Here is an 18,839-nt window from a genome sequence, read left to right as displayed (position 1 = left end):
CGGCCCGTCAGCGGCGGCGCCGTGGTTTCTCAGCGGTTACGGCGCTCCGAGAGTGCTTCCAACAGGACCGACACGCCCGCCGCGAGCAGGCCGACGACCAGCGCACCCAGAAGTCCCAGGTAACCGACTGCCGACGACGTGGAGTACTCCCCCTGGGACACGCGACCTGACGACTCGAGGCCGCGGTAGACACCGAGGAACCCGCCGAGCGCAAAGCCCACCAATGCTCCCATGACGAGGACGCGGAGGTGGTTGGGGCGACGAACCTGGCTGCTCACGGCCTCCACGCTACTTGCCGTTCGCAGGCGCGACGACATCGGAGGCGACGGCTTCGAGCGTTGCCAGCGAACCGGCATACGGGGATTCGGATCGCGGCCAGTGAGTGATGGTGTCGGTGAAGCCCAGCTCCGCCGCGCGTCCGGTCATGTCTTGGTAGACCCCCACGGATTCCAGCGAGAACTGTGGTGACGCGTCGAGCAGGAGATAGCGGTCGACCCCCTCGGAGCCGGCGGTCGCCGTGAACTTCTCCGCCAACCCGGCGACGCCCGTCCACCAGTCCTCGAGCGTCTCGGCCTTCACCCCCGTCGTCACCCAGCCCTGCCCGTGGGCAGCAGCCAGCCGCAGCGAGCGCGGCCCGTTGGCGGCCACGACGAAGGGCACCCGATCGCGAACGGGACCCGGCAGCGTGCGGGCGTCGCGGACGGCATACCAGTCGCCGTCGTGGTCGACGTGATCCTCGCGGAGCAGCCGGTCCAACAGAGGAACGTACTCGTGAAACCGGTCGACCCGTGCCTTGACCGTGTGGGACTCCCCGAGCACCGCCGAGTCCAGATCGCCGCCGGTGCCCAGTCCGCAGATGAACCGCCCATCGGACAGGTCGTCCAACGCCAGGACGTCGCGGGCGAAGACGTAGGGGTGGCGGAAGTTCGGCGACGTCACGAACGTTCCGAGCCCCATGGTCGAGGTCACCCCCGCCGCCGCGGCCAGAGTCGGCACCGCCGGGAACCACGCACTGTCGGGGAGCCCACCCCACACGAGGTGGTCATAGACCCAGGCGTGCGCGAACCCCATCTCCTCGGCGGCCCGCCACCGCGGGCCGGCCTCGCGCCAGGGGAGGTCGGGCAGGATCGAGATTCCGTGTCGCATGGTCAGCCTTCGGTGTCGGGAAACAGCGGGAGGTATGCCGTGAGGTCGGCTCGCGTGCCACTCACCCTGAGTGCCCCCGCAGCCGCTGCATCCGCCGTGCTGAGGTGTCCGACCGAGAGCGCCAGCCACGTCGCCGCATCCGTCTCGATGACGTTGGGCGGGGTGCCACGCCGGTGCTGGAGACCCTCGACGCACTGGACGACGCCGAAGGGCGGGACGCGCACCTCGACGCTGCGGCCGGGGGCGCGAAGCCCCAACTCCTCGAGGGTGAAACGCACGGCAGTTGCGGTCGTGGAACGGTCCGTTGTGCCCGGGTCGGTGGACCACGAGGTGAGTGCAGCGCGACCGTCGGCGACGGAGACACGGCGACGGGACGGCATACTCGACATCGTAGGTCGGCGCACCCCGTGCGCCACCACGGCGCAGGGGGTGCTTGGCTTTGGGGCGTGACCGACGCCGCGCAGTTCGAGCAGGACGGTGACGTCACGTGGATCCGCATCGGTGAGCACCCGCAGTCGGCGGTGTCGTTGAACGACCCTGAGCTGCTCGTCTTCGAGTACGTCCAGCAGCTGGCGCTCTGCATCGACGCCGTCTTTGCGCGGCCGGCGCCGTTGCGCGTGACGCATGTCGGCGGGGCCGGGTTGACCTTGGCACGGTGGGTGCATGCGACGCGGCCGGGTTCACCGCAGATCGTGTTGGAGCCGGACGTCGCCCTCACCGAGGCGGTTCGGCGTGAGTTGCCGCTCCCGCGTGGGCACCGGATCCGGGTGCGGCCGTTGCGCGGCGAAGAGGGAGTTGTCGGATTGGCCTCTGCCAGTGCAGATCTCGTCATTCTTGATGCGTACGTCGACGGGCAGGTGCCTGCCTCACTCGCCACCGTGGAGTGGTTGAGGGAGGTTGCGCGAGTTCTCGCACCGGGCGGTCTGTTCCTCGCGAACCTCGCAGATCGACCCGGGCTCCGGTATGCCGCCCGCGTCGCCTCGGGTGCCCGGGCCGCGTTGGGCCCGGGTGCGCAGACGGCCTACGTCGGATTGCACCAAGTCCTCAAGAGCAAGGGCTTCGGCAACGTCGTGCTGGCTGCCTCGCGCGACCCCCTGCCCCTGTTCGACATGCGACGCGCGACGGCGCGACTCGCCCTGCCGACCGGCGTCGTGCCGCCGAACGAGGTGATCTCCCGTGGCTCACATGCCGCCCCGTTCAGCGCCACCGCAGGAGAGACCTCCGACTCCCCTGCCCCACCCGCCTGACGGCGCCTTTTCCGCCATCGCGCGAGCACCGCGCGCGGCAAACGCCCGGAATCTGCCGCGGACGAGCACCCCCTGAGCACGGAACGTGCAGTGCCCCTCAACAATTGCCGCGCTCCGTGCCCGCCCCAGAACCTAGGCGGCGGCAGTGAGGACGACGGGGAGGGAGTCGAGGGCGACGTCCTGTCTGTGCCTGACGCCGGACTGATTGCGGGCCCTCGGGGTGCGGCATCAAGGCCGTGAACCGGCCGTCCGTGGTGGTCACCGAGATGAATCCGCCGCTCTCACCCTGCGGCTCGGTCATCTCGGCGGCCGGAAGTCCTCCGGCGACCAGTCCTGGGGGTAGCCCATGGCGGCGCCGTTCCCCAGGTTGTCCGACGAGTCAAGGGGTGCCTGCGCCGGAACCGGGAGGCTCCCGGCGGCCTCCTCCTCAACCGACGCGTCGAGGTCGTCACTGGGCTCGTCGGCCGCGTCGTCGGCGGGGTCGTCGGTCCCGTCAGCGACTGGCTCGAGGCGCAGCCACCACAGGCCGGCGGCGGTGAGGGTGAGGACCGAGGCCAAGAGGGTCGGCAGGTTGCCGAGGATCGGCTCGGTCAAGGGCTGCGGGCCCATGTAGTCCGGCAGGCCTCTGGTCGCGTCGTCGGAAGGCGTGAGGACGTAAAGATTGGCGAGGACGAGTCCCACGACGGGGGCGAGGGCGACGAGCCCAGCACCCAACACCTCCCACCGGACCAGTCGGACCTGCGCCCACGACGGATTCCGGTGGAGGACAACCACGGCTGCGCCCACCAACGCAGCCGCGAGCAACAGCTGGAGGCCGATCTGTCGGTAGCCGAGATCGAACATCGCCAAGGTGAGGCGTTGAGCGAAAGGCACGCCAGTGCCGTCGACCTGCCCGTCGGGCCCGTAGTTCTGCCCGCTCTGTTGCCACGACATCCGTAATGCGAGCCCAACCCCGATCGAGCTCAACACCGACGCAACCGCCAGCAGTCGTGCACTGACCCCCCAGAGTCGCTCGGTCGACTTCGGTCATGCACGCATCGCCCACCCCTTCCCATCGACACCCTGCCCGGGCTCAGGCTAAGGGGCAACCATGCTCGGGGTTGGGAGTTCGGGTCAGCCGATGAAGGTTCGGGCGTTGCGGAACATGCGCATCCACGGCGAGACCTCTTCGACCCGACCGCTCGTCCACGACATCTGCGCGTTGCGCTGGACCCGCTCGGGGTGCGGCATCATCGCAGTGAACCGACCGTCCGTCGTGGTCACCGACGTGAGCCCGTCCGGGGACCCGTTGGGATTGAACGGGTATGCCGTCGCGACGCCACCATCGTTGTTGACGAACCGGGCCACTCGCTGAACGGCAGCCTGGTCGCCACGGGTGGAGAAGTTCGCGAACCCCTCACCGTGGGCGACGGCGATGGGGATCCGCGACCCCGCCATACCGGTGGTGAAGATCGACGGCGACTCGAGCACCTCGACCAGTGAGAGCCGGGCTTCGTACTGCTCGGACCGGTTGCGGGTGAATCGCGGCCACGCGTCCGCTCCCGGGATGAGGTCCGCAAGCGCAGCGAACATCTGGGCACCGTTGCAGATGCCCAGCCCAAAGGTGTCGCCTCGCGAGAAGAACGTCGAGAACTCGTCGGTCAGGTCTTCGTTGAAGAGCACGGACCGCGCCCAGCCCTCGCCGGCGCCCAAGGTGTCGCCGTAGGAGAAGCCGCCACACGCCACCAGCCCCACGACGTCGGACAGTGAGGCCCGACCGGTCTGGAGGTCGGTCATGTGGACGTCGAGCGTCTCGAACCCGGCGCGGTGGAAGGCATACGCCGTCTCGATGTGGGAGTTCACGCCCTGCTCGCGCAACACCGCGACGCGGGGGCGGGCACCCAGATTGAAATACGGCGCAGCAACATCATCGGTCGGGTCGAACGACGTCGACACGTGCAGCCCGGGGTCGTCCTCGTTGCCAAACGCTGCGTGCTCCTGATCGGCGCACTCCGGGTTGTCCCGCAGCGACGAGATGCGCCAGGACACCTCGTCCCAGGCCTGAGCAAGGTCCTGCGTGGACTCATCGAGCGGCACCTCGCCGTCGACCGAGACCGTGACCCGACGCTCCGGGTGCGTCCCGCCGATGATCGACGAGAACTCGCCGACACCAGCGCTGATGAGGACCTCGCGGACCTCACTGACCGAGTCGGCGCGCACGCCGAGCACGGCGCCCAACTCTTCGGTGAAGAGTGCCTCAACCGAGTCGACCGCGATCTCGACTCCGAACCCACTCGCGAACGCCATCTCACACACGGTCGCCCACAGGCCACCATCCGAGCGGTCGTGATAGGCCGAAAGCAGCCCGCGAGAACGCAATTCGCGCAAAGCGTCGGCCAAGGCAACCAGTCGAGCCGGGTCGTCGAGGTCGGGCACATCGCCGCCAAAGACACCGGACACCTGCGCGAGCATCGATCCGCCGAGACGGTTCGCGCCCGCCCCAAGGTCCACCAGAACCAACGCCGAGTCGGGCTCGAGCTGCGGAGTGAGTGTGCCGCGAACATCCGGCAGTGCCGCGAACGCCGACACGACGAGGGAAACCGGCGACGTCACCTGGCGGTCCTCGCCGGACGCCTGATCCGTCCACTTCGTCCGCATCGACATCGAGTCCTTGCCGACGGGCACCGAGATCCCCAGCGCCGGGCACAGCTCCATCGCGACGGCCTCGACCGTGTCGAACAGCGCAGCATCCTCGCCGGACTCGCCAGCGGCGGCCATCCAGTTGCACGACAGCTTGACGGCCGACAGCGCGGGCAGGGGCGCAGCCAAGAGGTTGGTCAGCGCCTCCCCGACCGCCATCCGACCGGAGGCGGGGGCATTGACGGAAGCGAGCGGCATACGCTCCCCCGAGGCCATGGCCTCACCCGCGAAGCCGGCGTGGTCCGCCAGGGTGACCGCGACGTCAGCCACGGGCACCTGCCATGGTCCGACGAGCTGGTCTCGGTGCGAGAAGCCGCCGACCGTGCGGTCACCGATGGTGATGAGAAAGCGCTTGCTCGCAACCGAGGGGTGACGCAGGACGGCGTAGGCCGCGTCGCGCACGTCGATGTCACTCACGTCGAGCGGATCGCCCGTCCACGACCCCCGCTTCGCGTCACGCGTCATGCGCGGCGGCTTGCCGAGGAGGACCTCCATGGGCATGTCGATGGGCACGTCGTCGTCAGAGTCACCGGCGACCAGCAGTTGCGCATCGTCAGCCGCGACGCCGATGACCGCCAGCGGGCAGCGCTCACGTGCGGCGAAGGTCTCGAGCAGCTCGAGAGACTCGGGCGCGATCGCCATGACGTAGCGCTCCTGGCTCTCGTTGACCCAGATCTCCTTGGGCGCGAGACCGGACTCCTCGAGCTGGATCGCGGACAGGTCGAAGCGCGCACCGAGGCCAGCGTCGTTGACGAGCTCGGGGAAGGCGTTGGAGAGCCCACCCGCTCCGACGTCGTGGATGGCGAGCACCGGGTTGTCGGCACCGAGGGACCAGCAGTGGTTGATGACCTCCTGCGCGCGCCGCTCCATCTCGGGGTTGCCGCGCTGCACGGAGTTGAAGTCGAGGTCAGCAGCGTTGGTACCAGAGGCCATCGACGACGCCGCCCCACCGCCCATCCCGATGCGCATGCCCGGTCCACCGATCTGGACGAGCAGCGTGCCAGCGGGGAAGAGCACCTTCTCGGTCTGGTCGGCGCTGATCGAGCCGAGGCCACCGGCGCTCATGATCGGCTTGTGGTAGCCGCGGCGCACACCGTCGACGGTCTGCTCATAGACGCGGAAGAAGCCGCCGAGCCCCGGCCGACCGAACTCGTTGTTGAACGCTGCGGCACCGATCGGACCGTCGACCATGATCTCGAGCGGGGTCGCGATGTGGTCGGGCGCGCCATAGGTCTCGCTCTCCCACGGCTCGTTCGTCCCGGGGAGGTGCAGGTTCGAGACGACGAAGCCGGTGAGCCCCGCCTTGGGCGCCGAGCCCCGTCCGGTCGCACCCTCGTCGCGGATCTCGCCACCAGCACCCGTCGCGGCCCCCGCGAACGGCGAGATCGCGGTCGGGTGGTTGTGCGTCTCGACCTTCATGAGGACGTGGACGTCCTCCTCACGAGCGGCGTATGCCGTCGGACCGTCACCGCGCCCGGGAAGCCAGCGCTCGATCCGCCCGCCTTCCATGACGCTGGCGTTGTCCTTGTAGGCCACGATCGTGCCGGCCCCGGCGACCTTCTCGGTGTGCCGGATCATGCCGAAGAGGCTCTTGACCTGCGGCTCGCCGTCGACGATGAAGTCGGCGTTGAAGATCTTGTGGCGACAGTGCTCGGAGTTGGCCTGCGCAAACATCATCAGCTCGACGTCGGTCGGGTTGCGCTGAAGTCCGGTGAACGCTGCCGCCAGGTAGTCGATCTCATCGTCCGACAAGGCGAGCCCGTATGCCGTGTTCGCACCTTCCAGCGCCTCGCGACCGCCGCCGAGGACGTCGACGTGCTCCATCGGCTCGGCCTCGCGCTCCTCGAAGAGAGCTGCGGCGGCCTCACGCAGCGGGAGAGCGGTCTCGGTCATGCGGTCGTGGAGGACTGCGGCGATCGCGCCCCACTGCTCTGCGTCGGACTCGCTGCTGGTCAGCTTGACGCCTTCGACGACGAACTCGGTGACCCGCTCGACCCGGCGGAGGTCGATGCCGCAGTTGTGGGCGATGTCGGTGGCTTTGCTCGCCCAGGGCGAGATGGTGCCCAGGCGCGGCGCGACCACGACGAGAGTGTGGGGGTCCTGCGTAGGTGAGCCACCGGCATACGCGTCGCCGTAGGCCAGGAGACGCTCGACCGTGGCGCGCTGTGCGTCGTCGAGGGGCTCTTCACTCGCGACCCAGTGGACGAAGCGAGCACTCACTCCCGTGATGGCCGGATCGACTGCTTGCAGCCTCGCGAGCAGCGCGCGGGCCCGGAAAGGTGAGAGCGCAGACCCTCCATCGACAGTGGTCAGGGCGAGGTCATGCGTCGAAACCATCACGTGGGGGATCTCCAGGGAGGTGCGGCTGGGCCGAGTCACAGGCTACTGGCCCGGCCAGCCGTGTCCGTCCGCGACCTCCCATGCATCACCAGTCCAGGCCGAAGGCGTGAAAGACAGCCGCCGCCAGTGCGGCCTCCTTGGCGGCCGCGAGTTGGCCGATCTGAGGACCGAGATCGTCGACAAGGATGGTCGTGATCTCGTCCAAGTTGACGACCGAAGGACGGTCCAAACCATCGGCAGGCCCGACGGGCACCTCGACACTCAGTCCTCTGACGGTGGACGTGATGGTGGCGACGGTGACTCGCGACCGGTGTGGGCGGACGTCAGCACGAGTCAGCACAAGCACCGTCCGTACCTTGTCGAGCCTTGCGGTGTGGATCGAGTGCATCAGTCGTCAAGCGACGGGTAGGTCCGCTCGCGGAGCCAGTCGTTCATCCCTGCGAGCTCAGGATCTTCGCCGTGCTCGCGATAGATCTCCGCATCTCGTTGGTAGAGCCGCCTGCGCAACTCGGCCTCCAGAGCGGACTCGACGAGCTCGGCTCGGCTCTTGGCAGCGCCGGATGCGACAAGCGCGTCCAGCTCGAAGACGACGCGGTCGTTGAGGCGGACGGAGATCTGGGTGCTCATGAGCCCAGCGTACCCAAGATGGGTGACAGCGTGAATCCCAAGTTCAGCGGAGGAACTCGGCCCTCCAGCGAGAGGGGGTGTCAGCCAGATGGAGCTGTTCGACGGCAACCTTGGTGAGACCGTGCCGGGCGAAGGACTCGATCTCCTCGCGAGTGAGGGGCCATGGCGGGCCCGAACCATCGTCGTCGGGTTCGAGGACCGCCTGGATGACGAGCAACGTGCCGCCGCTCGCGACCAGGTCACACACTCCGGCGACCATCTGGTCGCGCAGTTCGCGAGGCACGGCCTGGACCGTGTAGATCTCGACGACGAGATCGAAGGCCTGGCGCCAGTCCCGCGGCGGGTCGAGGAGGTCGGCCACCCGGTAGTCCACGGTCGAGTCCGGGTGACGCGAGCGGGCCGTGCGGATCGCCGTCGGCGACAGGTCGAACGCTGCCGTGGCGAACCCCAGCGCTGCGAGGTGCTCTGCCTCGGCGCCGAGACCACAACCGACGACGAGCGCACGGCGCCCCGCGCCTCTCACGTCTCCCTCGTGGGTCCAGTCCGCGAACAGCGGCTGTGGGTCGTCGTGGTCCCACGCCATCGTCACCTCACCCGACTCGCCCGCGGCGTAGAGCTCCTCGAACCACCCGGTCGGGTCACCTCGCTCCACGCTTGCGTTGGCCAGTCGATCCGCCTCCGCCTGCCATCCCCGCGGCTCACTCCTCATGCCCCGACGCTAGGCCCGACCGACCGACCCCGCGAGTCGGGGGTTGCGGCTGACTCAGAAGGTCTTGCCGGTGAGGCGTTCGTAGGCCTCGACGTACTTCGCGCGCGTCCGTTCGACGACCTCAGCGGGCAGCGCCGGCGGAGCCTCGCCCGATGCCTTCGACCAACCGCTCTCCGGCGACAGCAGCCACTCACGCACGAACTCCTTGTCGAAGCTCGGTTGCGTGTGGCCGGGCTCCCACTGGTCGGCTGGCCAGAAGCGCGACGAGTCCGGGGTCAGCACCTCATCGGCGAGCACCAGCGCTCCGGCTGGATCGAGGCCGAACTCGACCTTGGTGTCGGCGATGAGGATGCCGCGCTTCCCCGCGATCTCGTTGCCACGACCCAGGATTCGCGTCGTCAGGTTACGCAGGGTCGCGGCCAGCTCGGGCCCCACCTCGGCCTCGACCGCCCCATAGGACATCGGCTCGTCGTGCTCCCCCATCGGCGCCTTGGTCGACGGCGTGAACAGCACCTCGTCAAAACGGTCGCCGTCCCGCAGACCGGACGGCAAGGACAAACCGCTCACGGTGCCGTCCGCGGCATACTCCCGCAGTCCGCCACCCGTGAGATAGGCCCGCGCCACGCACTCGACCGGCACCATGTCGAGCTTGCGCACGAGCACCGCCCGCCCGGCCACGACCTCGGGCACGTCCGTCGAGACCACGTGGTTGGGCACGAGGTCGGCCAGTTGTTCGAACCACCACAGCGACAGCTGGGTCAGCACCGCGCCCTTGTCGGGGATGGGCGGGTCGAGGATGAAGTCGAACGCCGAGATCCGGTCCGACGCCACGAGCAGCAGCTGGTCGTCGCGGCCGTCCGGCTCGTAGAGGTCGCGGACCTTGCCGGAGTAGACGTGTGTGAAGCCGGGGATCTCGAGGGGTGACTGCGTCGGGGGCGTCGTCATGCCGCAGATTCTGTCAGCCGCACGACGGACGAGTCATGCCCTGGCTGCGGCCGGCCACCGCTGCGCCCCCGGACCGTCCGCAGCGCGCCCATCCTCGGCGTTGTAGATCGGACACGAGGTCAACGACAGACACCCGCACCCGATGCAGTCGGTGAGCCCGTCGCGGACCTTGGTGAGCGCCTCGATCCGCTCCGACAACGCGTCGTGCCACACGGTCGAGAGCCGGGCCCAGTCGCGTTTCGTCGGCGGGTGGTCGGACGGCAGGGTCGCGAGCGCTTCACCGATCTCGGCGAGGCTCAGCCCGAACCGTTGCCCGGCGCGCACGACGGCAATGCGGCGGAGCGTATGCCGTGCATACCGGCGGTGGTTTCCGGCGTTCCTCACGCTCTGGATGAGTCCGCGATCCTCGTAGAAGCGGACTGTGGGGATGGAGACGCCACTGCGTGCAGCGACCTCACCGATGGGCAGCTCGTCGTTCTTGTCCACCACTCCAGAGTAGGCCTTGATCTCAAGTGCCCTTGAGATATCAGGATGCTCTCCATGACCTCGACGGCCGACGCGCCCGCAACCCCCACAGCGCCAACCCAGACCGAGCTCCCACCGGAGAGGCTGTTCAGCGCCAAGCACCTCCCCGTGGCCCTGGGCATCATCGCCCTCGTCACCCTGGGGGCCTTCGAGAACCGCGCCACGATCAGCATCATGCCCACGGCTGCCCGGGCACTCGACGGACTCGCCTGGTTCGGACCGGCCAACGCCGCGTCGATGGTGACCTTCATGGTCGCGGTGGTCGTCGCCGGGCGTTGGGTCGATCGCGCCGGGGCCCGAGCCGTCCTGCTCACGGGGCTCGCAACCTTCGCCGCCGCACAGGTGGTCACCGCGAGTGCCCCCTCGATGGCTGTCTTCATCGCGGGGCGCGGGCTCTCCGGCATCGCCGAGGGCCTCATCGACGTGTCCACCCTCGTCTTCGCAGCCCGTGCCCTGCCGGAGCACCTGCGCGCCAAGGTCTTCGCGACGTTCGCGGCTGCCTGGATCCTGCCGAGCCTCCTCGGGCCCGGGGCCGCGGGGGCAGCCGAGGCCCTCGTGGGTTGGCGACTCGTCTTCCTGCTGCCGACCTTCCTCCTCGTCCCTGCCCTGCTGCTCCTCATCCCGGGACTTCTCCGGGTCAGCGACCGCACACGTGGCGAGCAAGCCACCGAGTTGTCGGATGCCCAGAAGGACAAACCGCTCCTGCCTGCCCTCGGGCTCGCCGGCGCCGTGGCCCTGCTCAGCGTCGGCGGGCCCCTCGCCTTCGACGGCGGCGACCACCGCATCGCCGGCCTCGCCAGCCTTGTCGTCGGCGCCGCCACTCTCGTCGCCACGATCCGAGCGGCACTGCCAGCCGGAACGCTGACGGCAGCACCCGGCATACCCGCCGTCGTTGCTCTGCGCACGCTGCTCGTCATCGCCTTCGGCGGCATCGGCGGCTACCTGCCGCTCATGCTCGACGTCACCCACGACGTCGGCCCGGCCATCGCGGGGATCAGCCTCAGCCTCACGGGAGTGTTCTGGGCGGCGGGTTCGGCCTTCCACAGCCTTGACGCGGTCCAGCGCCGGTTCGACGCCGCCGCGCGCGTCCGCCTGGGCCTCACCCTCATCACCCTGGGCGGCATCGGCCCCTTGCTGCTCTCGCTCGAGGTCGTCGGCCTCGTCCCCGGACTCGCCGGCTGGGCGCTCGCCTCAGCCGGCATGGGCCTGTGCTCACCCAGCCTGGCCACCGAGATCTTCACCCTCGCTCCCGAGCACGAGCAGGGACAGGCGACGGCCGCCTCACAGATCGGTGCCAGCCTCGGCAGCGCCCTCACCACGGCCGGTGGTGGCGCCCTCATCGCGGCCCGCCACGACACCCTCGACGGGGGCGTCTTCGCCGTACTCATGGGTATCTCCCTGGGCGCCGCCGTGATTGCCCTCACGCTCACGCAGCGGATGCGCCCGTAGAAGAATCACGGGCACGGACGGGGGTGCCGCAACCCCTTGTCGGACTGGCACACTCCGTCCATGCTCAAGTCCCGCGACCTCGCGCTCATTGCCATCTTCACCGGCGTCATCGCCGCACTCGGCCTCATCCCGGCCATTGCCCCGTTCGGCGGCGCCGTGCCCATCACGGCCCAGTCGATGGGCATCATGCTCGCCGGCGCCATCCTCGGCTCGAAGCGCGGCGCCCTCTCGGTCCTGCTCTTCCTCGCGCTCGTCGCGATCGGCCTGCCCCTCCTTTCGGGCGGCCGTGGCGGCCTCGGTGTGTTCGCCGGCCCGAGCGTCGGCTACCTCGTCGGCTTCCCCGTCGCCGCGTTCCTGGTCGGCCTCCTCACCGAGAAGGTCGGCCGCCCCTACAAGCTCACCCTCGGTGTCATGGCCAACATCCTCGGCGGCGTCATCGCCCTCAACATCATCGGCATCATCGGCATGGCGATCATGCTCGACGTCTCGCTGGTCAAGGCCACGACCCTGGCTGCGGTCTTCATGCCCGGCGACGTCGTCAAGGCCGTCATCACCGCGTTCGTCGCGGCCGGCGTCCACACCGCCTACCCGGGCCTCATCCCGGCGCGCGCCCCGCGGGCGGCGTCGGCCGACCGCGTCCCCGTCTGACCCAGGAGATCCCCACCACCGTGCCACAAGGCTTCTGATGCCACAGATCCGCGTCGCTTCCGTCAGCCACTCCTTCGGCGACGGGGCGGCGCGGCGGCCGGTCCTGGTGGACCTCGACGTCACGCTCACCGAGCCGCGCATCGGCATCGTCGGGGCCAACGGCTCGGGCAAGTCCACCTTCGTCCGCCTCCTCAACGGCCTCGTCCACCCCGACTCGGGCACGGTGACGATCGACGGGCGCGACACCGTTCGCGACGGGCGCGAGGTCCGGCGCCGGGTGGGCTTCTGCTTCACCGACCCCGACGCGCAGATCGTCATGCCGACCGTGGGCGAGGACATCGCGTTCGGGCTGCGTCGTCGAGGCCTCTCGAAGGACGAGATGCGCGCCCGCACTGAAGGAGCGCTCACGGCATACGGGCTCGATGGTCACGCCGACCACCCCGCCCACCTGCTCTCCGGCGGCCAGAAGCAGCTCCTGGCGCTCGCCAGCGTCCTCGTCACCGAGCCGGACCTGCTCGTCCTCGACGAACCCACCACCCTCCTCGACCTCCGCAATGCTGCGATGGTGCGTCGCGTCGTCGACGGACTGCCGCAACAGGTCGTCCTCGTCACCCACCACCTCGACCTGCTCGACGGCTTCGACCGCGTGCTCGTCTTCGACGAGGGTCGGATCGTCCACGACGGCGCACCCACCGAGGCCGTGGCGGCCTACCGCGCGCTCGCCACTCGCTGATGGCTCAGGCTGTCCCGCTCTTCCACCCCGGCACCTCTGTCGTGCACCGGGTGGGTGCCGGCACGAAGCTCCTGGTGTTGCTGGCTGCCGGCATCGCGCTGGCGATCTGGCGCTCACCGTGGCAAATCGGGCTCGCCCTTGCGCTCGTTCTTGTCGGGTATGCCGTCGCTCGCCTGCCGTTCCGAGCTCTCGTTCGTCAGGTGGTCGGGCTGGCGTGGATTGCGGTGCCGCTGTTGGTGATTCAGTGGATCTTTGCGTCGTGGCAGACCGGCGTGGGAGTCGTGGGGTCGTTCGTCTCGCTCGTCCTGCTGGCCGGGCTCGTGACACTGACCACCCGCACGACGGCCATGGTCGACATCGTCGTCCGAATGAGCGGCTGGTTGCGGCGGTTCGGCGTCGACCCCGAGCGCGTCGGGCTCATGCTCGCCCTGGGTATCCGCTCAGTGCACGTGGTCATCGGCCTGGCCGAGGAGGTCCGTGAGGCCCAGCACGCGCGGGGGCTTCGAGCGAGTCCGCGGGCGTTCGCCGTGCCGCTCATCGTCCGGTCGCTGCGGCATGCGGACCGGTTGGGCGAGGCTCTGACGGCCCGAGGCGTCGACGACGGACCGCCCGCTCGATAGCGTCAAGGGCATGCGCACCACCGAGACGATCACCAATCTGCACGTCGACGACATGGAGGCGGCAGGGGCATTCTTCGGCGATGTCCTCGGCCTCATCCACTTGGACATGGGTTTGGACTGGGTCACCCGATGGGTCGATGACGAGTCCGGCGCGGCCGTGCAGCTCGTGACCCGCGATGCCACCGCACCCGAGGACTCCGCGATGACGGTGAAGGTCGACGATGTCGAAGCGGCGTATGCCGCGGCGCAGGCGGCCGGCCACGAGATCGTGCACCCCCTGACGGACGAGCCATGGGGAATCACCCGCTTCTTCGTGCGGGCCCCGGGCGGCGCGGTCATCAACGTCGCACAGCACCGCGTGTGAGGCCCTGAGGCCCGACGCCAGCACGCCGGGAACCCCTCAGCCGATGCAGAACTCGTTGCCCTCGGGGTCCTCCATGACGAAGTGGTCGAGGTGTCCGTCGACGCGATCCTCGCGTTGGCGGCGCGCACCGTGGGCGACGAGGTCGGCCTCCTTCTCCCGGATGCGTGACTCCCGCAGGCCCTGGTCGATGTGCCGACCGCCGCTGACCTTGACGTCGAGGTGGACGCGGTTCTTCACCGTCTTGGACTCCGGAACCTTGAGGAAGCTGATCGTCGGACCCTCTCCGGATGCGGGCGTGATGGCCGCACCATCGCCCCACTCCTCCTCGGGCACGTCGTGGTCGCGCAGGAAGCTCGGCCAGTCGCTCCACCCCGTGGGAGGCGGGGACTCGACGTAGCCCAGGGCGCGACACCAGAACGCCGCCGCCACCTGCGCGTCGAAGCAGTCGACCGTGATGCCCAGGACGAGTGGAGTGCTCATTCCGTCAACGTAGCGCGGGGCGCCGACAGCGCTCGCAGCCCTCGCCTCGGGCGGTCCGTAGGGTTGGCGTCATGGACTTCCGGATCTTCACCGAGCCCCAGCAGGGCGCCACCTATGACGATCTGCTCGCCGTCGCGCGCACGACTGAGGACGCGGGGTTCGATGCGTTCTTCCGGTCGGACCACTACCTCCACATGAGCGGTGACGGCGACCCCGGCCCCACCGACGCGTGGATCACGCTCGCCGGCCTGGCTCGCGACACCTCCCGGATCCGCCTCGGCACGCTCGTCACCGCAGCCACCTTCCGCCTCCCCGGACCACTGGCCATCCAGGTGGCCAACGTCGACCAGATGTCCGGTGGTCGAGTCGAGATGGGTCTGGGTGCGGGATGGTTCGAAGCCGAGCACACGGCATACGGAATCCCCTTCCCTGACGTCAAGGAACGGTTCGACCGCTTCGAGGAGCAGCTCGCCGTCATCACCGGACTGTGGACGACACCGCGCGGCGAGACCTTCGACCACGACGGGTCGCACTACCCCATCGTCGACGCCCCCGGGCTGGGTACGCCCGACCACCGCGGCGGCATCCCGATCATCATTGGCGGCCAGGGCAAGCGCCGCACGCCAGAACTCGCGGCGCGCTACGCCAGCGAGTTCAACGCGGTCTTCCGGCCCGCCGAGGAGACGCGCGAGCTCTATGCCCGGGTCCGCGCCGCCTGTGAGGACCGCCACCGGGACCCCGACGAGCTCACCCTCTCGGCTGCCAACGTCGTCTGCCTCGGCAACGACGACGCGGCCCTGCGCCGTCGCGCCGAGGCGATCTCACGGGACGTCGATGAGTTGCGCACCAACGGTTTTGCCGGTTCGGCTGACGAGATCGTCGACAAGCTCGGCCGGTTCGCCGAGGTCGGCACGACCCGCTTCTACCTCCAGGTACTCGACCTCGACGACCTCGACCATTTGGAAGAGATCGCGGCGACTGTCGTGCCCCAGCTCAGCTGATCAGCGAAGTGCCCCGCCTCTCGACGCGCTGGGAGGCGGGGCACTTCGGTGTCAGCGATCGACGGCCTCAGCGAGGCCCACGAAGTCACCAGTAGGGGTTGTCCCGGTAGTCGCTGCCTGCAGCCGCACAGCCCACGGACTCCACGCAGGCAACGACGGTGGCGTCATTGATGCGCCGCGAAGAGGACCACGAGGCCGACGACTCCGTGTAGGGCGCAGATTCGCAGGTCCCCTCGTCCCTACGGGTCCCCACCGTGGTCCACCCGGAGTCGCCCTCGTAGCGAACCACGAACTTCAGGATGGCCACGTGGCCATCGCCAGGACAGGTGTCGTTGACGTAGATGTCCTGCCACACCACCTTGGTCGAGCTGGACCAGTTCACGTAGGCCTGGGCCGTGGACCCGCCCCCGCCCATGGCCGTGTAATGCGACGAGACACCTCCGTCGACGGCCGCTGCTGGCCCCATCCCGGCACCCAGCACCACCGGTGTCGTGAGCAGACTGGCCAGTCCGATGCCGACAGCTGTCCGGCGAATCTTCCTCAGAGTTCCCACATGAGCCTCCTCAGCACACGGGGGATAGCTCCGTTGCGCTCCCCCTGTGCGTCAAAGGTTTACCAGTTCACCCCACCGCGCGCATGTCGAGGAGAACTGGCCCATTGACGTGCACCCGAGAGTGCGGCCAACTCGCCTGTCGCACAGCGCCTTTCACCGACCCAGTGGATTGTTCAGCTGATGCTGATCTCGTCGCGCGAAGCCCTGAGCGCAATGTCACTGCGGTGGTGTGACCCGTCGAGTTCGACGAGTTCGACCGCGGCGTAGGCGCGTTCGCGCGCCTCGGCGAGGTCGGCACCAGTGGCGACGACGGACAGCACGCGCCCACCGGAGGACACGAGCGTCCCGTCACCATCGAGGGTGGTTCCGGCGTGGAGCACGTATGCCGTGGGCACGCTTTCGATCGCCTCGAGCCCTGCGATGGGGTCACCCGTGCGCGGCGTCCCCGGGTAGTTGTGAGAGGCCACGACGACGGTCACGGCGTGATCCCTGGACCAGCGGAGGGTCTCGTAGTCGTCGAGCCGGTTCGTGGCCGCGGCCTTGAGCAGGCCACCCAGTGGCGTCAGGAGGCGGGCCAGCACGACCTGCGTCTCGGGGTCGCCGAAGCGGGCGTTGAACTCGATGACCCGCGGCCCCCTCGACGTGATGGCCACACCGATGAAGAGCACCCCGACAAAGGGGGTCCCCCGACGCCGCATCTCGTCGACCGTCGGCTGCGCCACCCTGGCCACGAGATCGGCCGTGAGGGTGTCAGGAGCCCAGCCCAGCGGGCTGTAGGCACCCATGCCGCCGGTGTTGGGGCCCGCGTCGTCGTCGCCGACGCGCTTGAAGTCCTGGGCCGGAGCCAGGGGCAGGACTGTCAGCCCGTCGCTGAGGACGAAGAGCGAGACCTCGGGTCCGTCGAGGAACTCCTCGACGACGACGCTCCCGCCCTCCTTGGCCAGACAGGCCTCGGCATGGGCCAGGGCGGCGTCGCGGTCATCCGTGACGACGACGCCCTTGCCTGCCGCGAGGCCGTCCTCCTTGATGACGTGAGGAGCGCCGAGCGCATCCATGGCGTCGGTGACCTGTTCGATGGTCGTGCACACGTGCGCGAGGCCGGTGGGCACGTCCGCCGCCGACATGACGTCCTTGGCAAAGGCCTTGCTGCCCTCGAGGCGGGCAGCCTCGGCAGAGGGCCCGAAGACGTCAAACCCACGGTCCCGCAACACATCAGCGACACCCGCGACGAGCGGAGCCTCGGGCCCGATGATCACGAGGTCCACGGCGTGCCGCTGGGCGATGGCCAGGACGGCCGTGCTGTCCGTGACGTCCGCGAGAGGTTCGCACCGGGCGAGGGTGTCAATGCCCGGATTGCCCGGCGCGACGATCACCGCGTCGACGACCAGGTCGGCCACGAGGCTGCGAACGATGGCGTGCTCACGGGCACCGGAGCCGACGACGAGGACCTTCATGGGCGCCAAGCCTAGGGGTGAGGACGGCGAGCCGAGACGGCAGTCCGCGAGGCGGCATACTCCGTCATTTTCGTGGAACCACACCCGCAAAAAAAGGTGTGGGCGCGACGCGCCCGGGGAGCAGGGGGGTACCCCCGGGTGCGCCGCGCCCGTTCACACGGCACTCACAGTTGGGGGGAACTGGAGGCTCTGTGTGAACGTCGACGAGGTCGACAAGAACAACCATGACACGTGGCTCACCCTTCATTCAAACCGAAGGGCGGCGGATTCCTGACAATGTCGCTTTCCCGCCATAGTGTGAGCACGTGAGCGAGTTCGAGACCCGACCCCTGGGCGATGAGCTGACGACGCGGATCTATCTCCTTCTCCTGCGCCTGCCATCACCACGTCGCTCCGCCCTGCTGCAGGAGGGCTACACCGAGGACGAGGTCGCGACGTCCCTCGCGACCCTGCAGGAGCGCGGGATGGTCCAGGCCTCCCGCCAGGACGTCATCGAGGTCTTCCCACCCGACACCACGCTGCCGGCCTACGCCGCGGACCTCGAGCGGCAGGCTCGCACCACCCGTTCGGCGATCGAGGGCCTTTCCCACCTGTTCTACGAGTCCCGCAGCGGCACGGCTGGCGCTCGCACGAGTCCCGAGGTCACGCTGCTCGACACGGTCGAGGACATCGAGGCAGCCTTCTTCCGGGCAGCCGGGCGTGCCGAGAGCCGCATCGTGCGCCTCGTCGCCCGCAGCGACCGCATGGACAAGGTCGTGATCAGGCACGCCGAGTCGATCATCGCCCCGCGTGCGACGGCGTCCAGACCGAGCCTGGAGCGCATGGTCGTCTTCGAGCAGTCGATCCTCGAGGTCGATGGAGCCTTCAACGCGCTCGAGACCATGCGCGCCAACGGCATCGAGGTGCGGCTCACCCCCCACCTCGCGTTCTCGGTCCTCGCCGTCGACCGCACCGCCGCGGTCGTCGACATCAGCCATCTCGAACCCGGCGGCGGCGGTTCGCTCTACGTCCAACAACGCCAGCTCGCCAGTGCCCTGATGGACATGTGCATCGGTCTGTTCTCGCTGAGCACGCCTCTCCCGCGCACTCCCCGCGGTCCAAGCCTGAGGCGCCTCACCGACCGAGACGGTCAGATCATCGCCATGCTGGCCGCTGGTGCGAGCGACCTGACGATCGCCCGGCAGCTGAGCATTTCGCAACGCACGGTCGAGCGTCGGGTGCGCACGATCATGGAGGAGCTCGGCGCCACGACCCGGTTCCAGGCGGGCGCCATCGCGGTGCGTCGAGGCTTCCTCTGAGCAGGCCTGTGCGCGTCAGGG

General features: G+C 69.1%; 21 protein-coding genes. 8 read left to right on the top strand and 13 right to left on the bottom strand.

The window, feature by feature from the left end:
* Positions 1–29 precede the first annotated feature (29 nt).
* From ACFQRE_RS04905 to ACFQRE_RS04895, 3 genes are read right to left on the bottom strand one after another with little or no spacing between them, the layout of a single operon-like run.
* On the bottom strand, positions 30–278 hold the full coding sequence (locus ACFQRE_RS04905; protein ID WP_380119534.1) for a hypothetical protein: 249 nt from the start codon (positions 276–278) through the stop codon (positions 30–32).
* Positions 279–288: 10 nt separating this feature from the next.
* Positions 289–1,146, bottom strand: coding sequence for an LLM class flavin-dependent oxidoreductase (locus ACFQRE_RS04900; protein ID WP_380119532.1), 858 nt, complete (start codon positions 1,144–1,146; stop codon positions 289–291).
* Between the two features lie 2 nt (positions 1,147–1,148).
* Complete coding sequence (locus ACFQRE_RS04895) at positions 1,149–1,526, bottom strand: sterol carrier family protein (protein WP_380119530.1); 378 nt, start codon at positions 1,524–1,526, stop codon at positions 1,149–1,151.
* A 66-nt stretch (positions 1,527–1,592) separates the two neighbouring features.
* Here ACFQRE_RS04895 and ACFQRE_RS04890 point away from each other — a divergent pair, with 66 nt between their 5' ends.
* Positions 1,593–2,393, top strand: coding sequence for a spermidine synthase (locus ACFQRE_RS04890; protein ID WP_380119528.1), 801 nt, complete (start codon positions 1,593–1,595; stop codon positions 2,391–2,393).
* Between the two features lie 297 nt (positions 2,394–2,690).
* On the opposite strand, the gene ACFQRE_RS04885 is transcribed toward ACFQRE_RS04890, so the two are convergent.
* The 7 genes from ACFQRE_RS04885 to soxR form a co-directional block, all read right to left on the bottom strand.
* The gene (locus ACFQRE_RS04885; protein ID WP_380119526.1) at positions 2,691–3,326 is read right to left on the bottom strand and encodes a hypothetical protein; all 636 of its coding nucleotides are present in this window, start codon (positions 3,324–3,326) and stop codon (positions 2,691–2,693) included.
* Between the two features lie 180 nt (positions 3,327–3,506).
* Positions 3,507–7,409: a phosphoribosylformylglycinamidine synthase gene (purL, locus tag ACFQRE_RS04880; protein ID WP_380119524.1), complete on the bottom strand. Its 3,903-nt coding sequence runs from the start codon at positions 7,407–7,409 to the stop codon at positions 3,507–3,509.
* Positions 7,410–7,497: 88 nt separating this feature from the next.
* Positions 7,498–7,800 (bottom strand): type II toxin-antitoxin system PemK/MazF family toxin, encoded by a 303-nt coding sequence (locus ACFQRE_RS04875; protein WP_380119522.1) that lies wholly within the window; start codon positions 7,798–7,800, stop codon positions 7,498–7,500.
* Positions 7,800–8,039: a hypothetical protein gene (locus ACFQRE_RS04870; protein WP_380119519.1), complete on the bottom strand. Its 240-nt coding sequence runs from the start codon at positions 8,037–8,039 to the stop codon at positions 7,800–7,802. The genes ACFQRE_RS04875 and ACFQRE_RS04870 overlap by 1 nt, the downstream gene beginning before the upstream one ends.
* Positions 8,040–8,082: 43 nt before the next feature.
* Positions 8,083–8,748 (bottom strand): class I SAM-dependent methyltransferase, encoded by a 666-nt coding sequence (locus tag ACFQRE_RS04865; RefSeq protein ID WP_380119517.1) that lies wholly within the window; start codon positions 8,746–8,748, stop codon positions 8,083–8,085.
* 54 nt (positions 8,749–8,802) lie between these two features.
* The gene (locus tag ACFQRE_RS04860) at positions 8,803–9,693 is read right to left on the bottom strand and encodes a phosphoribosylaminoimidazolesuccinocarboxamide synthase (protein WP_380119515.1); all 891 of its coding nucleotides are present in this window, start codon (positions 9,691–9,693) and stop codon (positions 8,803–8,805) included.
* Between the two features lie 33 nt (positions 9,694–9,726).
* Positions 9,727–10,179 carry a redox-sensitive transcriptional activator SoxR gene (gene soxR / locus ACFQRE_RS04855; protein WP_380119513.1) on the bottom strand — a complete coding sequence of 151 codons (453 nt, stop codon included), beginning with the start codon at positions 10,177–10,179 and terminating at the stop codon, positions 9,727–9,729.
* A 54-nt stretch (positions 10,180–10,233) separates the two neighbouring features.
* Between soxR and ACFQRE_RS04850 the strand changes: the two genes are divergently transcribed.
* The 5 genes from ACFQRE_RS04850 to ACFQRE_RS04830 are packed head-to-tail and all read left to right on the top strand — an operon-like array spanning position 10,234 to position 14,032.
* Entirely contained in the window at positions 10,234–11,667 is a 1,434-nt protein-coding gene (locus ACFQRE_RS04850) for an MFS transporter (RefSeq protein WP_380119511.1), read from the top strand.
* 60 nt (positions 11,668–11,727) lie between these two features.
* Positions 11,728–12,315 carry a biotin transporter BioY gene (locus ACFQRE_RS04845; protein ID WP_380119509.1) on the top strand — a complete coding sequence of 196 codons (588 nt, stop codon included), beginning with the start codon at positions 11,728–11,730 and terminating at the stop codon, positions 12,313–12,315.
* A 37-nt stretch (positions 12,316–12,352) separates the two neighbouring features.
* Complete coding sequence (locus ACFQRE_RS04840; protein WP_380119507.1) at positions 12,353–13,048, top strand: energy-coupling factor ABC transporter ATP-binding protein; 696 nt, start codon at positions 12,353–12,355, stop codon at positions 13,046–13,048.
* On the top strand, positions 13,048–13,668 hold the full coding sequence (locus tag ACFQRE_RS04835; RefSeq protein WP_380119505.1) for an energy-coupling factor transporter transmembrane component T family protein: 621 nt from the start codon (positions 13,048–13,050) through the stop codon (positions 13,666–13,668). The genes ACFQRE_RS04840 and ACFQRE_RS04835 overlap by 1 nt, the downstream gene beginning before the upstream one ends.
* 10 nt (positions 13,669–13,678) lie before the next feature.
* Positions 13,679–14,032, top strand: coding sequence for a VOC family protein (locus tag ACFQRE_RS04830; protein ID WP_380119503.1), 354 nt, complete (start codon positions 13,679–13,681; stop codon positions 14,030–14,032).
* 36 nt (positions 14,033–14,068) lie between these two features.
* On the opposite strand, the gene ACFQRE_RS04825 is transcribed toward ACFQRE_RS04830, so the two are convergent.
* Entirely contained in the window at positions 14,069–14,512 is a 444-nt protein-coding gene (locus ACFQRE_RS04825; protein WP_380119501.1) for a VOC family protein, read from the bottom strand.
* Positions 14,513–14,583: 71 nt separating this feature from the next.
* Here ACFQRE_RS04825 and ACFQRE_RS04820 point away from each other — a divergent pair, with 71 nt between their 5' ends.
* On the top strand, positions 14,584–15,513 hold the full coding sequence (locus ACFQRE_RS04820) for an LLM class F420-dependent oxidoreductase (protein WP_380119499.1): 930 nt from the start codon (positions 14,584–14,586) through the stop codon (positions 15,511–15,513).
* An 85-nt stretch (positions 15,514–15,598) separates the two neighbouring features.
* On the opposite strand, the gene ACFQRE_RS04815 is transcribed toward ACFQRE_RS04820, so the two are convergent.
* Positions 15,599–16,066 (bottom strand): hypothetical protein, encoded by a 468-nt coding sequence (locus ACFQRE_RS04815; protein ID WP_380119497.1) that lies wholly within the window; start codon positions 16,064–16,066, stop codon positions 15,599–15,601.
* A gap of 173 nt (positions 16,067–16,239) precedes the next feature.
* A complete protein-coding gene (gene purD, locus ACFQRE_RS04810; RefSeq protein ID WP_380119495.1) occupies positions 16,240–17,520 on the bottom strand; it encodes a phosphoribosylamine--glycine ligase in 1,281 nt (426 codons plus the stop codon).
* A 305-nt stretch (positions 17,521–17,825) separates the two neighbouring features.
* On the opposite strand from purD, the gene ACFQRE_RS04805 reads away from it, so the two are divergent.
* Positions 17,826–18,818, top strand: coding sequence for a helix-turn-helix transcriptional regulator (locus tag ACFQRE_RS04805; protein WP_380119493.1), 993 nt, complete (start codon positions 17,826–17,828; stop codon positions 18,816–18,818).
* Positions 18,819–18,839: the final 21 nt, after the last annotated feature.

It is taken from the genome of Knoellia pratensis (assembly GCF_042666395.1).
GTDB lineage: Bacteria > Actinomycetota > Actinomycetes > Actinomycetales > Dermatophilaceae > Knoellia > Knoellia pratensis.
Note: the sequence above shows the minus strand (reverse complement) of the source record. Positions and strands in the feature narration are given on the sequence as shown.

What these genes read in the sequence shown, in the direction of transcription:
- ACFQRE_RS04900 (WP_380119532.1), bottom strand. Translation starts at nt 1,146, where the DNA reads ATGCGACACGGAATCTCGATCCTGCCCGACCTCCCCTGGCGCGAGGCC.
- ACFQRE_RS04895 (WP_380119530.1), bottom strand. Translation starts at nt 1,526, where the DNA reads ATGCCGTCCCGTCGCCGTGTCTCCGTCGCCGACGGTCGCGCTGCACTC.
- ACFQRE_RS04885 (WP_380119526.1), bottom strand. Translation starts at nt 3,326, where the DNA reads ATGTCGTGGCAACAGAGCGGGCAGAACTACGGGCCCGACGGGCAGGTC.
- purL (WP_380119524.1), bottom strand. Translation starts at nt 7,409, where the DNA reads ATGGTTTCGACGCATGACCTCGCCCTGACCACTGTCGATGGAGGGTCT.
- ACFQRE_RS04875 (WP_380119522.1), bottom strand. Translation starts at nt 7,800, where the DNA reads ATGCACTCGATCCACACCGCAAGGCTCGACAAGGTACGGACGGTGCTT.
- ACFQRE_RS04870 (WP_380119519.1), bottom strand. Translation starts at nt 8,039, where the DNA reads ATGAGCACCCAGATCTCCGTCCGCCTCAACGACCGCGTCGTCTTCGAG.
- ACFQRE_RS04865 (WP_380119517.1), bottom strand. Translation starts at nt 8,748, where the DNA reads ATGAGGAGTGAGCCGCGGGGATGGCAGGCGGAGGCGGATCGACTGGCC.
- ACFQRE_RS04860 (WP_380119515.1), bottom strand. Translation starts at nt 9,693, where the DNA reads ATGACGACGCCCCCGACGCAGTCACCCCTCGAGATCCCCGGCTTCACA.
- ACFQRE_RS04850 (WP_380119511.1), top strand. Translation starts at nt 10,234, where the DNA reads ATGACCTCGACGGCCGACGCGCCCGCAACCCCCACAGCGCCAACCCAG.
- ACFQRE_RS04845 (WP_380119509.1), top strand. Translation starts at nt 11,728, where the DNA reads ATGCTCAAGTCCCGCGACCTCGCGCTCATTGCCATCTTCACCGGCGTC.
- ACFQRE_RS04840 (WP_380119507.1), top strand. Translation starts at nt 12,353, where the DNA reads ATGCCACAGATCCGCGTCGCTTCCGTCAGCCACTCCTTCGGCGACGGG.
- ACFQRE_RS04835 (WP_380119505.1), top strand. Translation starts at nt 13,048, where the DNA reads ATGGCTCAGGCTGTCCCGCTCTTCCACCCCGGCACCTCTGTCGTGCAC.
- ACFQRE_RS04830 (WP_380119503.1), top strand. Translation starts at nt 13,679, where the DNA reads ATGCGCACCACCGAGACGATCACCAATCTGCACGTCGACGACATGGAG.
- ACFQRE_RS04825 (WP_380119501.1), bottom strand. Translation starts at nt 14,512, where the DNA reads ATGAGCACTCCACTCGTCCTGGGCATCACGGTCGACTGCTTCGACGCG.
- ACFQRE_RS04820 (WP_380119499.1), top strand. Translation starts at nt 14,584, where the DNA reads ATGGACTTCCGGATCTTCACCGAGCCCCAGCAGGGCGCCACCTATGAC.
- purD (WP_380119495.1), bottom strand. Translation starts at nt 17,520, where the DNA reads ATGAAGGTCCTCGTCGTCGGCTCCGGTGCCCGTGAGCACGCCATCGTT.